This window comes from Mesonia maritima (genome assembly GCF_042433895.1).
Taxonomy (GTDB): domain Bacteria; phylum Bacteroidota; class Bacteroidia; order Flavobacteriales; family Flavobacteriaceae; genus Mesonia; species Mesonia maritima.
In genome coordinates this window covers 139,493-153,207 of sequence record NZ_JBHLUA010000004.1, presented here as the reverse complement: position 1 = coordinate 153,207, position 13,715 = coordinate 139,493, and the positions used below count along the sequence as shown (strand labels likewise).

Sequence of the window (13,715 nt, the reverse complement as noted above, 5' to 3'; positions counted from 1 at the left end):
GAAGATGTTCAGAAAATTAGTAAAAATATCGATTATTCTAGTCTATTTGGTAATCGTCGCCGGCGCGGTAGTAAGAATGACCGGAAGCGGAATGGGTTGCCCCGATTGGCCAAAATGTTTTGGGTATTATATTCCACCAACAGAACGTGCGCAACTAGAATGGCATCCGGAACAAGAATTTCATAAAGGGCAAGTAATTATTGTAGATGAAACTTTACAAGTCGCTAAAGAAGATTTTACTTCTACTGCAAAATTCAATAAAAATCATTGGAAATTATATACCAAACATGATTACGCAAAATTTAATCCTACGCATACTTGGGTAGAATATATAAATCGATTAGTTGGAGCGCTCTCCGGTTTAGCGGTTTTTATTATGGCAATCGCTTCTTTCTGGCGATGGAAAAAAGACAAAAAAATTACTTTATTTTCTTGGGCAAGTGTTTTTTTAATGGGTTTTCAAGCTTGGTTAGGCGCAACAGTTGTTTATTCGGTTTTGGCGCCGGTAAGAATTACTTTGCATATGGTAGTTGCTTTATTAATTGTAGCGCTTCTACTTTACATTTTGCATTTAGCTTCAGAAAAATCAACTTCTAAAAAATACAATCGTTTCTTCTCAAAGCTTTTAGTTTTCAGTATTTTCTTGACTTTAATTCAAGTAGTTTTAGGTACCGAAGTTCGTCAGTTTATAGATGAACGTGTAAAAGAAATTGGCTATCAAAAAGAATTGTGGTTAAACTCCCCTTCTATTCAGTTTTACATTCACCGTAGCTTTTCCATTCTCGTATTTTTGGTAAATGTTTTTCTTTGGTACAAAAACCGCCAAAAAGAGCTCAATTTTAATTTAATGAATTGGATTTTATTTTTCATTATTCTTGAAATTTTCACGGGAATTTGGATGGCTTATTTCGATTTTCCTTTTGCTTCCCAGTCCCTACATTTGGTTTTAGCTTCTATCTTATTTGGGTTTCAATTTTATATTGTTTTACAAGCTCGGAAAGCTAAAATTCAATTGAAAAAATCATAACTTTGCAATCCAAAAATTTTGAAAATTTATGATTTATAGATTTCGTATAGTGCTCGATACACTGGAAGATGTTTTTAGAGATATTGAAATTGAAGAAAATGCCACGTTAGAAGATTTTCATAATGCGATCACACAGGCTTTTGGTTTTGATGGAACCGAAATGGCCTCGTTTTATATTAGTGATGAAGAATGGAATCAAGGCGAAGAAATCGTTTTGTTTGATATGAGCGAAGGTCATAATCCAGTGCGAATGATGAATGAAACGGCACTTGACACGGTGGTTTCTAAAGACCAAACCAAATTGATTTACGTGTACGATTTCTTTAGTATGTGGACTTTTTATGTAGAATTAGCCGATATAATTGAACCGGAAGATGGTAGAGACTATCCGAATTTAATGTACTTTCACGGACAATTACCCGATAGCCCACCGGAGAAAAATTTTGAAGCTGATGAGGACGATGAACTGACGAATGGTTTTGGTGAAGATGATGTAGATCTCGAAAATTTAGATGATTTTGATTTTGACCAAAATTGGAACTAAACCTTATTTTTTTGCATTAGGGATAGAAATGAAAATCCCGCAGTGACGTGAAGTCACGAGGAATTGTAATGGATAGCCCGACCCGAAGGGAAATGCCCAACTTAATTTAAGTCTAAGATTATGATAAATTTATATGCCGCTCAAATTGAATCACTTTCTATACATCGTGTAGGAAATAAAAGCAGAAATGAAGGAATTTTTCTTTCTGAAAATCCGTATTCGTTAAACGATGAAATGCACGCGTTACTGAAAGAATATTTTTTAAAATCTTTTAGAGAGAAAGAAGAGAATTACTATCAGTTTGTGCACGAAGCAGATTTAGAGTTTCATGAACTTTATAATTTATCTACTGCTATTTTTGAAAATCCTGGCGAAATTCACGAGCATTCTAAAAAAATCGCGCAACATTTATTTGATCAAGCCAAACATCCGCACATTAAAAGTGGAGAAGTTTACGTGGTTTATTTTGAAAATTTAATGTTGAATAATGAGCGTGTTGACGGAATTGGAATTTTTAAGTCGGAATTAAAACACGACTTTTTACAGTTTGATGAAAAAGGAAATGATTTAGAGGCAATTTTACAGCAAGGTGTAAATTTAAATAAGTTAGATAAAGGCGCGCTAATTTTTAATAGCAATAAAGAAGAAGGTTACCGAATTTTATCGGTAGATTCTAATCGTTACGATACAAAATATTGGCTAGAGCAATTTTTGGGTGTCGATATTTTTGCAGATGAAAATTTCAACACTAAAAGCTATTTAAAATTCTGTCAGAATTTTGCTAAAGATGTGGTTTTACCGGCCGAAGATAAACAACAAGAAGTGATGTTTATGAACCGCGCGGTAAATCACTTTGCAAAAAACGATAATTTTGAAGAAAGCAACTTTTTAAATGAAGTTGTAGAAAATCCGGCGCTTATTCCAGAATTTCAGAATTATAAAACTGAAAAAGCCCCAAAATATAAAATTGAAGATTTAACGCAATTCCCGGTTTCAAATACGGCAGTTAGCGCGGCGAGAAAGAAGATAAAAAGTGTCATTAATTTAGATACCAATGTTCAGATAAAAATGGATTTTATTAATCCTGATAGCGCGGAGAAATTCATTGAAAAAGGTTGGGACGAAGAACGCCAAATGTATTATTATTTGGTTTACTTTAATAAAGAAGAAAAAAGCTAGAAATTAAATAATTTCAGATTAAAATTATAATGGATAAAACTGTACGATTTTTATTTGGCTTGGGATTGTCTCTCTTAATTATAGGAATGGGATTTAATGTTGTCAATATTTCTGAAACGCTCTTTGAAAAAATAATCGGGTTTTCTAATATTTTTCTTTTTAGCGGTTTAACGCTTTGGGCGTTTTTTAAAATCATTAAAAATGCGCTAAAAAAAGTGAAATAACGTTATAAAATTAAAATTCCATTCGTTCTTTAGTATTTACATCAACATAATTTCGTTTTACAAAATCAAGCGCGGTTTTTAAAATATTACCCATGGTTTTGGCACGTTTAAAACGAATATCTTTAGAAAAGGCGACTAAATCTTTTTTCAGCATTTTTACATTTTCAGCAGTAGAAACGTGATCGTTAATCATACATCTAATTAATTCGCGATAACGTTTTTGCGAAGTAATTAATCGCTTGGCAACTTGAGAACGTTCTTCCCTCCTATATTGATCGATAGACGAATGTTCTAATTTATTGGTCACTAATTGAACCATTTCAAAATTTTCTTTGAAAAACTGCGGTCTGTAAACTTTTAATTTTCCTTCATAACATTGCTGATCGAAATCGATTGCTCTAATTTGGTAGGCTACGTGATCAAAATCGTGCGTGGGAATAATTACATAATTATACGATCGCATATCACCTAAAAGTCTCAACGTGCAACGCTCATTAAATTTCACAAACTGTTTTGCGATCTGAATTTTTGCACGATCATCGCAATCTGGTAAGTGTTCTTTTATAAAAACATCACCCGGAATTCCGGCAATATGTTCTTCAATTAAGGTGTCTTTATAAATAAGGAAATTAATTCGGTGTGGTGAAAGAATATGTTCAAATTCTAAGCCGTAAATTCGAGAAGCATCGGCTTTTTTTACATAAAAATAGGTGAAACTATCATTTAGAATATTTCTAATTTTTACCCGAAAAGGTTTAGAATTTCCGAATGTACAATAGTCAATCGCATCAACATTTAAATACTGAAAAGAATCGTCGCTACCATCGGAATGTAAAATGGTATAAACGCGTTTTAAGCTGTTATCAATTTCTGTGCGTTCGTGGTCGGGATAATAACAACGAACCCAAAGTGTGTCTTCATCGTGACGATCGTAAACGACAATCGAGCCGGAAAAACGAAGCAAATCGTCATAAAAAACCGGAATTTTTGTATGTCGGTTATGTTTTGCCAAATATTTTGTCAGCCTTTCATTAATCGGAAAGGTTGGCTTTTTTTGTGACATTAGTTTTTCTTCCATTCCAGCTCTTTTTTCAAAAATAGTATTCTCATTTAATTTTTCTTGTAACAAAACGTTAACTTGCCCGTCGTACTTGCAAAACTGATTCTATTTTGAAAACAATTCTCACGCTTAACAAGATTACAAAAAAATTTGGACCTGTTACAGCGGTTCAAGATTTATCATTTACCATTGAAAAAGGAAATGTATACGGAATTTTAGGACCAAACGGAAGTGGAAAATCAACCACGCTCGGAATGGTTTTAAATGTAGTGAACAAAACAAGTGGAGATTTTCATTGGTTTGACGGTTCAGAATCTACACACGAAGCCTTAAAAAAAGTGGGCGCGATCATCGAACGCCCAAATTTTTACCCGTATATGACGGCGAAGCAAAACTTAGATTTGGTCTGTAAAATTAAAAATGTAAAAGACGCTAAAATTGAAGAAAAGCTTGATTTGGTTGGTTTATTAGACCGAAAAAACAGCAAGTTTAGAACATTTTCTTTAGGAATGAAACAGCGTTTGGCAATTGCTTCGGCCCTATTGAACGATCCTGAAATTTTAATTTTAGATGAGCCTACAAACGGTTTAGATCCGCAGGGAATTCATCAGATTAGAGAAATTATACGGAAAATCGCATCGATGGGAACCACAATATTGTTGGCTTCACATTTATTAGATGAAGTTGAAAAAGTTTGCTCACACGTAATTATTATACGAAAAGGTGTGAAATTATATTCGGGAAGAGTCGATGAAATGAACGCCAATCACGGTTATTTTGAATTGAAAACTTCGCAAGAAGAACAATTGCTTCGTTTCTTAGAAAATAGTCATCAGTTTGAAAAGATTAAGAAAAATGAAGAAACCGATTTTTTAACCGCGTTTCCATCAGAAGAAATAGCTGCAGAAGAACTCAATAAAAAATTAATAAACGAGGGAATTATTCTTTCACATCTAGTAAAAAGAAGAGAGAGTTTAGAGCAGCAATTTTTACAATTAACCAATCAAAAAAGCGAATAAATATGTTACGATTATTAACTATAGAATTTCATAAACTAAAATATAGCCGATCTACGCTAATTTTTAGTGCAATTTATCTCGTTTTATTTTGTTTTTTAGCACTTTTTGCTTCTATACATTTTGAATTTGGAAATGTAGATTTTCAGTTAGCAGATCAGGGAATTTTCAACTTCCCATACATTTGGCATTTTAACGCCTATTTCGCTTCTTTTCTGAAAATATTTTTAGCAATTGTAATTGTTTCTATGATCTCTAACGAATATAGCAACAGAACAATCAAGCAAAATTTAATTGATGGTTTAAGTAAAAAAGAATTTATACTTTCTAAAATTTATACTGTTGTAGCGTTTGCTCTAATTTCTACCCTAGTTTTATTTGTTGTTTCTCTAGTATTAGGTCTTATTTTTTCAGATTATAATGAGTTTTCAATCATCTTTTCGGAACTTGAATATTTAATCGCCTACTTCGTTAAACTCTTAGGATTTTTTGCATTTTGTATGTTTTTGGGCGTGTTAATTAAGCGTTCTGCCTTTGCTTTAGGATTATTATTTATTTGGTGGATTGCAGAAAGTATAATTATTAATGTATTTAGATTTGTTATTTTTAAAGATGGTGAATTAACTGCAAAATTCAGTCAGTTTTTACCACTAGAGTCGATGGCAAATTTGGTAAAGCAACCTTTTAGTAGGTTAAGCTTGGTAAAATCTGCACAAAACCAAATGGGAACCGATATTTTAAGCAATGACTACGTTATACATTGGTATCAACTTTTAATTGTATTAATTTGGGTTGCAATTTTCTTTTATGGTTCATATACTCTATTGAAAAAGCGCGATTTGTAAAGTATAATCTTTATTTTTGAAGAAATAAACCTTTTATGAATTGGAAGTTTTTATTTCTCCTTCTTTTTACCCCATTCTTCAGTAACGCTCAAGGCGAGGCTAATAATTGGTATTTCGGACAAAATGCTGGAATCACCTTTAATACTTCTCCACCTTCTGTACTAACTGATGGCCAATTGAATACAAATGAAGGATGTTCTTCCATTTCTGATGTTAACGGAAATCTTCTTTTTTATACTGACGGAAGAACGGTTTGGAATCGTAATCATCAAATCATGAGCAACGCTGACTATTTTGGCGGAAATGGTTTATTAGGCGATCCTTCGAGTACTTCTAGCGGATTAATAGTTCCGCATCCTACAAATTCCGATCTATATTTTATATTTACGGTAGATGAACCTCATCATGAAAACGCTGCTGCGTATCCTCAACAAGGACCTGCAACATCAAATGGGGAATATTCCGATTTACAACCTGGAAACGGTGTTCCTCAAGATGACGATGGATTTAACAATGGACTTAATTATTCTGTTGTCGATATGTCTTTAAATAATGGCTTAGGAAATATACTTTCCACAGAAAAGAATATTCATTTAGTGACATACGACCCAAATGATTCTGAAGAAATAAAATATCAATGTTCTGAAAAAATTACTGCGGTTAAAGGAAGCGATTGTACTTCTATTTGGGTACTAACCCATTTTATTAATAAGTTTTATGCCTTTAAAATTGATAATACGGGTGTAAACACAACTCCTGTAATTTCAGAAGTTGGTCCTACAATTCCTATTTCGGCTTATCGCCGAGCCGCAATTGGATATATGAAAGTTTCCCCAAATGGAAAAAAATTAATTATTGCTCATAATACAAAAACCTATAACCAAGAAGGGACTTCTGATGTTGAAAATGGCGGTGTATATTTAAATAATTTCGATGATAATACTGGAATTGTAAGTAATAACATTCCTTTGGTTGAAAATGTAAATGCTTATGGCGTAGAATTTTCCATGGAAACTAAAAAAGCCTACGCGACGGTTACACAAGGTAACAATGCAAAATTATATCAATGGAATTTAGAAAGTAACAATATTCCAAATTCAATTACTGAAATCACCTCAATTTCAGGATTTAATCAATTAAATAACGCTACTGCTTTACAATTAGGACCCGATGGAAAAATCTATCATTCTTCAATAGGAAATCCAAAATTAAATGTGATTAATAATCCAGAACTGGATGGAAATCAAGTTAATTATGTAACATCTGTTGTAGATGGAGCAATTCCTTTAAATAATCGTGAAGCGGCTTTTGGGCTTCCACCTTTTATTCAGTCTATATTTTCGTCACGTATAAACATTATTAATGATACTGAAGAGATTGTCACAAAATTATCAGTTTGTGGAAGTGAAGATGTCGATCTGGACTATGAAAATATTCCCGGTGCAAGTTATACCTGGAAAAAAAATGATGTAGTTTTAAGTAATACTACTTCATCTTTAACAGTTCAAGCTCCTTCGCTTGGAAATTCACCAATTATAGAAACCTATAGCTTATCGGTTGACTTAAATGATGGTTCTTGTCCATTAATCGGAAATGCTGAAATCACTTTTAATCCATTTCCCACGGCAGAAGATGCTACGCTCACACAATGTGCAGTACAATCTAGTCCGAATTCTTCTATATTCAATTTAACTAATGCCAACCAGTCTATAACCGATGGCGATTTTAGTGATGGAAGTCTAAAAGTTACTTATTTTCCTTCTCAAAATGAGGCAGAGCAGAATATAAATAATATTCAAAATCCTACTAATTATTCAAATATTTCAAATCCTGAACAATTGGTAGCAAAAATAGAAAATATCGAAACTGGTTGTATTTCCTATAGTGAGTTAACAATTTCGGTTTCAGAAAGTTCACTTCAACCTTTAACCTTAACTTCCTGCGCAACGAATGATGATTCTTTCGCAATTTTCGATTTAACAGAGGCTGAAATTATACTTCAACAAACTAACGCTAACTTCACTTTAACTTTTTATCTAACTCAAAATAATGCCTTAACGGAAACTGAAGCGCTAACCAATGTTACAAATTTTGAAAACTCTTCTCCTTCAGAACAAACCATTTATGCTAGAGTTGAAAATTCTGGTTTATGCGAGGGAATAATTCCGGTTAACTTAAAAGTTCTACCCGCAGTTCCTATAGGGAAGGATCAAGCAATAACCTATTGTTTAGAAAATCTACCAGCTCCTATTCAATTAAGTTCTGGTATTCCTGAAGAGGAGAAAAATAACTACACTTACCTCTGGCAACCAAGCGAAAAAACCACTGAAAGCATTCAGACCTCAGAAATCACTACTCATACGGTTACGGTAACCAATATTGAGAATGGCTGTTCTACTATTCGAACCATCAAAATAATTCCTTCTAGTAAAGCAGATTTTTCAGTTGTCAACGATAACTTTCAAACCAATAATACGGTACAAATAATTGTTTCAAACGAGAGCAAAGGAGATTATGAATTTTCAATTGATAATCAATTTTCTAATTATCAAGATACTCCCATTTTTGAAAATATTGCTTCTGGAACGCACACTATTTACGTAAAAGATAAAAATGGCTGCGGAATTACCACTAAAAAAATTGTGATTTTAGGAATACGTAAATTCTTTACGCCGAATAATGACGGCTTTAATGATTATTGGAATATTATAGGAAAAGAATCACAAGATATTTCTTCAATTAAAATTTCTATTTATAACCGTTTTGGTAAACTTTTAAGCTCATTTAATGGCAACTCTCGAGGTTGGGATGGCACATACAACGGAAAAGAACTTCCTTCTGATGATTATTGGTATTTAATTGAAAGAAAGGGAGAAAAAAATATCAAAGGAAATTTCACGCTAAAAAGGTAAGTTCAAAAAATATAACTAAATTTAAAAATCAGAAAATCAAAAGTTTAGTTCGATGAGAATATTATTACCCTTATTATTTTTTTTATGCTTTCTCTCAACTATCGGTCAAGATTTATCCCTTTATAATCAGTTTAATGGTCATTATGATTATACAGCTGTAGGTAATACTATGAATTTAGCTGAAAATGAAACTAATATTCCTGGTCAACCTTGTACAATTCTAACACAATCTTCTGCTGATTTAAATTTATTAAGCACACAAAGTCTCATAGCTGCATATCTTTATTGGGCAGGATCGGGCAGTGGCGATTTTGAAGTAAAACTTAACAATCAAATTATTCAATCGCAACGAACTTTTCAGTTTAATATAACACCTGTTTTTAGTTATTTTGGAGCATTTGCTGATGTAACTAATATTGTAGCTAACACCGGAAACGGTCAATACACATTCTCTGATTTTGATTTAACTCAACAAATCAACACGGGATATTGTTCAGGACGTGTAAATTTTGGAGGATGGTCAATTATTATTGTATATGAAGATCAATCACTTCCTTTAAATCAGGTTAATATATATGATGGTTTTCAAGGGGTTCCGAATAGTAACAGTTCTTTCATTCAAATTAACTTATCTAATTTGAATGTTATAGATAATCAAGGTGCAAAAATTGGATTTTTAGCGTGGGAGGGAGATAAAGGTTTAGCTTTAAATGAAACTCTTCGAATAAATGGGAATATAATTAGTAACCCACCCCTAAACCCTCCTACTAATGCTTTTAATGGAACAAATAGCTTTACTGGAGATTCTAATTTTTACAATATGGATCTTGATGTTTACAATATTCAAAATAATATTAACATTGGTGATGATTCAGCTTTAATTGAGCTGACTTCAAGTTCAGATATAATCGTAATCAATAATGTTGTAACTGTTTTAAATAGTGAGCTTCCTGAACCTTCTCCAGAAATTACCAATATTTCAGGAGAGTGTAATTCTAGAGAAATTGAAGTTGATTATACGATTTATAACACCAACGCAACTGATTTTTTACCGGCAAATACTTTGATTTCTTTTTTTGCTGATGGACAACTTGTCGATCAAACTGCGACTATGAATGATATCCCGATTGGCGATTCAGAAAGCAATCAAATTACCTTGCAAATTCCTGCAACTATTCCTGATAATTTCACTTTAAGCATGTCAGTAAATATTGACGCAAATGGTGATCCAATTCTCACTGAAATTGATCCTACCAATAATTTTGATGATCTTTCAGTACAATTATTAGATCTTGAAATTGCTTCGCCTTTACAGGATTTAGAAGTTTGTGATGATCTCAGTAATGACGGATTTGCTAAATTTGATTTAAGCATAAACGAAAGTTTAGCTATCGGAAATCAGTCGAATGTTAGCGTTACTTTTTATCAGGAACAAAATGATGCAGAATTTGATTTAGACCCGATAACTAATCCTGAAAACTATCAGAATTCTACCGTTCCCGAAATAATTTGGTTGAAACTTTCTTCTACCATTGATCCCGATTGTTATCTTTTAGAATCTTTTAAACTGGATATTTTTTATACGCCGGTCGCTGTAAATCCTCCAGATATTGAGCTTTGCAACGAAAATCCCGAGGAATTAAATGCGAGTTTTAATTTAACCGATAACAGTTCCATCATTCAGGATAACCAACCCAATACGCAACTACGGTTTTTTACAACTGAAAATGATGCGCTCAACAACCAGAATTCAATTTCATTCGTCTCAAATTATCAAAATAATACTTCTCCTGAAACGATTTTTGTGCGTTTAGAAAATGAAAATCACCCGGAATGTTTTACAATTACCGATTTTCAAATTTTAGTAAATGACGTTGATATTTTAGAAATTGAAGGACTTTTAAATTGTGATGAAGGCTTTAATTCCGCTTATTTCAATTTATCTGAAATTGAAGAAAACCTTAACCTAAATTCTTCCGAAGAAATTATTGGTTATTACACGTCACTTCAAGATGCATTTGTTGATGAAAATTCAATAAATAATCCTTCAAATTTTAAAAATGAAAGCGATCCGCAGCAAATTTTTATTCGGATAGATAATTTAACTTCAGATAAATGTTATCGTGTAATTAGTTTTCCAGTTTCAGTAGAAAACTGTCCGCCATTTATTCCAGAAGGTTTTTCTCCGAATGGCGATGGAGTAAACGATACGTTCGAAATTAGCGGTTTGTATGATATTTTTGAAAACTTCAACTTAAAAATTTATTCGCGCTACGGAAATTTAATTTATGAAGCTAACAATAATATTCCCGCTTGGGATGGAACCAGTAACAAGGGAATTGGAAATCAAGGAAAACCTTTACCCACAGGAACGTATTATTATATTCTCGATTTAAACGACCCTAACTATAAAATCTACAAAAGTTGGGTCTATTTGCAACGATAGATTACCAAATTGTAAACATTAGAAATTTCAATAACATTTTTAAATAAATAAACATTTTTGGTTGTAATTTTGCACACCCAAAAATTTAAGTTTTGAAGCGCATTTTATTGTTTCTTTTATTTAGTTCAACGCAACTAATTTTCAGCCAAAACATTTCGGTTAATTCCAATACGTATACTGCTCAAGAGTTGGTGGAAGATATTCTTATAAATAGTGGTTGTATCGAAAATGTAAATGTTACGAATTCCGTTAGTGGCAGTTTTAATAATGAGAAAAGCTTTGGTTATTTTCAAAATAATGGCGGGAATTTCCCCTACGCTGAAGGAATTGTAATGAGTACCGGAAGATTATCAAATGTTCCGGGACCAAATAATAGCTTAAGTGACGACGATGCATCAAATTGGGGAAGTGACCCAGATCTGGAAAATGTTTTAGGAGTGAATAACACGTTGAACGCCACAGTAATTGAATTCGATTTTACACCTAATGCGAACTCTATTCAATTTAATTATATTTTTGCTTCTGAAGAATATCAAGAAGGAAATTCTAACACCTGTATTTATTCTGATGTTTTTGCTTTTCTCATTAAACCTATCGGTGGAACGTACACTAATATTGCGGTAATTCCTGGTACCCAAATTCCGGTTCAAGTTACCACCGTTCATCCTGAAATTCCCGGCGGTTGTGAAGCCGAAAATGAAGAATATTTTGGTTCATTTAATGGAAGCAACAGTCCTATAAATTTTAACGGGCAAACCGCTTCGCTTACCGCGCAAGCAAATGTAACGCCTAATTCTACTTATCATATTAAACTTATTATCGCTGATGAGCAAAATTATCGTTATGATTCTGCCGTTTTTTTAGAAGGCGGAAGTTTTAATATCGGGGCAGATTTAGGACCAGATAAAATTGGACAAAATGCGCTTTGTAATGGTGAAAATTTTACGCTCAATGTTCAAAATAATGGAAATACGCCTCAAAATTATAGTTGGTTTAAAGTTGAAAATGGCATGCAAACTCTACTAATTTCGGGAAGTACAGAAACCGAATATGTAGTTTCAAATCCGGGAACTTATAAAGTGGTTATCGACTACGGAAATGGTTGTACAGCAGAAGATAATATACAAATAGAATATGTGGATTTTTCAAGTATCAATAACCAAACGCTCTCAGAATGTGATGCAGATGACGACGGACTTTCAACTTTTAATCTGAATTTAGCGAATTCTGATTTAACCAACAATAATCAAAATCTCATTGTAAGTGATTTTTTCTTAGATCAATCTGATGCTGAAAATGACATAAACCGAATCCAAAATCCAGAAAATTTCCAAAATACAACGCCAAATCAAATAATTTTTGCTCGAATTGAAAATCAAGCCGGTTGTTATATTGTCGTCTCGTTAACTTTAGAAACTTCTTCTTCCGTTTTCAATTCAGTTTCTTTAGTTGAATGTGCCGAAACACCAACTTCTTTAGTAAGTTATAATTTACAAGCCGCTTCGATGGCTATTGAAACTGAAATTGGTTCGCAAGTACAAGGAATCACATTTTACACTTCTATTGAATATGCAATTTCACAACAAAATTCAATTGAAAATTCCCAAGAAATTTCTGCGGAAAATCTTCCAGAAACGGTTTATGCCAGAGCCGGAACAAATTCTTGTCAAGGTATTGTCCCCGTGGTTTTAAAATCTGTTCTTTCGCCTCAAATTGATTTGGAACAAACCACACAAGGATTTTGCGAAAATGATGAAGAAATAATTATTTCAGCTGGAACAAAAAATAATTCCGATTCCTATTCTTATCTCTGGGAAAATGGTTCAACTTCTTCAACACTTTCGGTAACTGAAAAAGGTGATTACAAAGTTGAAATTACAGCTACCGAAATAATTGATGGAGTGACGTATAATTGCTCAATAACCAATACAATTACCGTGGTTGAATCTGGAAAAGCAAAAATTGACCATAAACTTTTGGGAGAACTTGGCAATTTTTCAGTTGAAATTTTAGCGAAAGGAATTGGAGATTATGTTTATGCTATCGATGAACTTCCATTTCAAAAAAATAACATTTTCACTATAAAAGCCGGAACACACACCTTATATATTAAAGATTTAAATGGCTGCGGAATTGTTTCTAAAAAAATTAGCGTAGTAGATTACATGCGATTTTTCACGCCAAACAACGATGGTTACAACGATACGTGGAAATTAATTGGTGCTAATCGTGAAAACCTGGAAGTTGAAAAAATATTTATTTACGACCGTTTCGGAAAGCTTATTTATCAACTTTCACCTTACCAATCGTGGAACGGAACGTTGAATGGAAAAAATCTACCGGCAAACGATTATTGGTTTACCGTTAGCTTTAAAAACAGTTCAGAATTTAAGGGACATTTCACATTATTACGATAGCAAATGTTTAATTTTAAACTGATTTTGGTTCTAACTGAATAGCGT

The 13,715-nt window shown here is 32.8% G+C and carries 10 protein-coding genes; 9 read left to right on the top strand and 1 reads right to left on the bottom strand.

Translation table 11 applies throughout. From position 1 onward, the window contains the following. Window positions 1–4 precede the first annotated feature (4 nt). From ACFFGL_RS02975 to ACFFGL_RS02960, 4 genes are all read left to right on the top strand, one after another. On the top strand, window positions 5–1,027 hold the full coding sequence (locus tag ACFFGL_RS02975) for a COX15/CtaA family protein (RefSeq protein WP_309728835.1): 1,023 nt from the start codon (window positions 5–7) through the stop codon (window positions 1,025–1,027). Between the two features lie 28 nt (window positions 1,028–1,055). Further along, entirely contained in the window at window positions 1,056–1,571 is a 516-nt protein-coding gene (locus ACFFGL_RS02970) for an IS1096 element passenger TnpR family protein (RefSeq protein ID WP_309728837.1), read from the top strand. A 120-nt stretch (window positions 1,572–1,691) separates the two neighbouring features. Beyond that, window positions 1,692–2,750, top strand: a complete 1,059-nt coding sequence (locus ACFFGL_RS02965; protein ID WP_309728839.1) for a nucleoid-associated protein — start codon at window positions 1,692–1,694, stop codon at window positions 2,748–2,750. 29 nt (window positions 2,751–2,779) lie between these two features. Further along, the gene (locus ACFFGL_RS02960; RefSeq protein ID WP_309728840.1) at window positions 2,780–2,974 is read left to right on the top strand and encodes a hypothetical protein; all 195 of its coding nucleotides are present in this window, start codon (window positions 2,780–2,782) and stop codon (window positions 2,972–2,974) included. Between the two features lie 10 nt (window positions 2,975–2,984). Here ACFFGL_RS02960 and ACFFGL_RS02955 read toward each other — a convergent pair whose 3' ends face one another. Continuing rightward, the gene (locus ACFFGL_RS02955) at window positions 2,985–4,052 is read right to left on the bottom strand and encodes a hypothetical protein (protein ID WP_309728842.1); all 1,068 of its coding nucleotides are present in this window, start codon (window positions 4,050–4,052) and stop codon (window positions 2,985–2,987) included. 92 nt (window positions 4,053–4,144) lie between these two features. On the opposite strand from ACFFGL_RS02955, the gene ACFFGL_RS02950 reads away from it, so the two are divergent. The 5 genes from ACFFGL_RS02950 (at window position 4,145) to ACFFGL_RS02930 (ending at window position 13,670) form a co-directional block, all read left to right on the top strand. Beyond that, window positions 4,145–5,053, top strand: a complete 909-nt coding sequence (locus ACFFGL_RS02950) for an ABC transporter ATP-binding protein (RefSeq protein ID WP_309728844.1) — start codon at window positions 4,145–4,147, stop codon at window positions 5,051–5,053. Window positions 5,054–5,055: 2 nt separating this feature from the next. After that, window positions 5,056–5,895, top strand: a complete 840-nt coding sequence (locus ACFFGL_RS02945) for an ABC transporter permease (protein WP_309728846.1) — start codon at window positions 5,056–5,058, stop codon at window positions 5,893–5,895. A 35-nt stretch (window positions 5,896–5,930) separates the two neighbouring features. Next, complete coding sequence (locus ACFFGL_RS02940) at window positions 5,931–8,807, top strand: T9SS type B sorting domain-containing protein (RefSeq protein ID WP_309728848.1); 2,877 nt, start codon at window positions 5,931–5,933, stop codon at window positions 8,805–8,807. Between the two features lie 52 nt (window positions 8,808–8,859). After that, window positions 8,860–11,253 carry a gliding motility-associated C-terminal domain-containing protein gene (locus ACFFGL_RS02935; RefSeq protein WP_309728850.1) on the top strand — a complete coding sequence of 798 codons (2,394 nt, stop codon included), beginning with the start codon at window positions 8,860–8,862 and terminating at the stop codon, window positions 11,251–11,253. A gap of 92 nt (window positions 11,254–11,345) precedes the next feature. Beyond that, a complete protein-coding gene (locus tag ACFFGL_RS02930; RefSeq protein ID WP_309728851.1) occupies window positions 11,346–13,670 on the top strand; it encodes a choice-of-anchor L domain-containing protein in 2,325 nt (774 codons plus the stop codon). The last annotated feature ends 45 nt before the right edge of the window (window positions 13,671–13,715 follow it).

Coding starts and splice junctions, on each gene's coding strand:
- ACFFGL_RS02975 (WP_309728835.1), top strand. CDS start 5: ATGTTCAGAAAATTAGTAAAAATATCGATTATTCTAGTCTATTTGGTA.
- ACFFGL_RS02970 (WP_309728837.1), top strand. CDS start 1,056: ATGATTTATAGATTTCGTATAGTGCTCGATACACTGGAAGATGTTTTT.
- ACFFGL_RS02965 (WP_309728839.1), top strand. CDS start 1,692: ATGATAAATTTATATGCCGCTCAAATTGAATCACTTTCTATACATCGT.
- ACFFGL_RS02960 (WP_309728840.1), top strand. CDS start 2,780: ATGGATAAAACTGTACGATTTTTATTTGGCTTGGGATTGTCTCTCTTA.
- ACFFGL_RS02955 (WP_309728842.1), bottom strand. CDS start 4,052: ATGGAAGAAAAACTAATGTCACAAAAAAAGCCAACCTTTCCGATTAAT.
- ACFFGL_RS02945 (WP_309728846.1), top strand. CDS start 5,056: ATGTTACGATTATTAACTATAGAATTTCATAAACTAAAATATAGCCGA.
- ACFFGL_RS02940 (WP_309728848.1), top strand. CDS start 5,931: ATGAATTGGAAGTTTTTATTTCTCCTTCTTTTTACCCCATTCTTCAGT.
- ACFFGL_RS02935 (WP_309728850.1), top strand. CDS start 8,860: ATGAGAATATTATTACCCTTATTATTTTTTTTATGCTTTCTCTCAACT.